1 protein-coding gene is annotated in these 685 nt (G+C 61.8%); it reads left to right on the top strand.

Features of this window, described 5'->3' with window-relative positions; all coding sequences use genetic code 11:
• A partial coding sequence (locus EN780_RS36420) for a MobA/MobL family protein (RefSeq protein WP_189557094.1) occupies positions 1–685 on the top strand: 685 nt, incomplete at both ends.

Genomic DNA, 685 nt, shown 5'->3' with positions numbered 1-685 from the left:
AGGATGCGCAGCTGGCCCGTGAGGTGGAGTTTGCTCTTCCACGCGAGCTGAGCCAGGCGCAAGGCATCGAACTGGCGCGGGACTTCGTGCAGGCAGAGTTTGTCGGCCGTGGCATGGTCGCCGATCTCAACGTGCATTGGGACAGGGCGGGGGAGGGAAGCACTAAACCGCATGCCCATGTCATGCTCACCATGCGCTCAGTGGATGAGAACGGCTTTGGCCCGAAAGTACGCGACTGGAACAGCACTGAAATGGTCGAGCGCTGGCGCGAACGATGGGCCGAGCTTGCCAATGAGCGCCTTGCCGAACTCGATATCGACGCGCGCATCGATCATCGCAGCCTGGAAGCGCAGGGCATCGCCTTGGAGCCGCAAACCCAGATTGGCGCGCCGGCCCAACGCATTGAGGACGGTCACCTCGATGCTGCCGGCATTGAAGCAGATCGCGCCGAACTGCACCGCGAGATCGCGCGTAACAATGGCGTGCGGATCATCGACGACCCCAACTTGGCGCTCGATGCCATCACGCATCAGCAATCGACCTTCACCAGAAAGGACATTGCGAAGTTCGCGCATCGGCACAGCGACGGAATGGAGCAGTTCAACGATGTCATGGGCGCCATCGGCAACGCGCCCGATCTGGTCGAACTTGGCAAGGACGGACGCGGCGAAGATCGCTTCACCAC

Source organism: Mesorhizobium sp. M4B.F.Ca.ET.089.01.1.1, from assembly GCF_004022605.1.
Taxonomy (GTDB): domain Bacteria; phylum Pseudomonadota; class Alphaproteobacteria; order Rhizobiales; family Rhizobiaceae; genus Mesorhizobium; species Mesorhizobium abyssinicae.
Note: the sequence above shows the minus strand (reverse complement) of the source record. Positions and strands in the feature narration are given on the sequence as shown.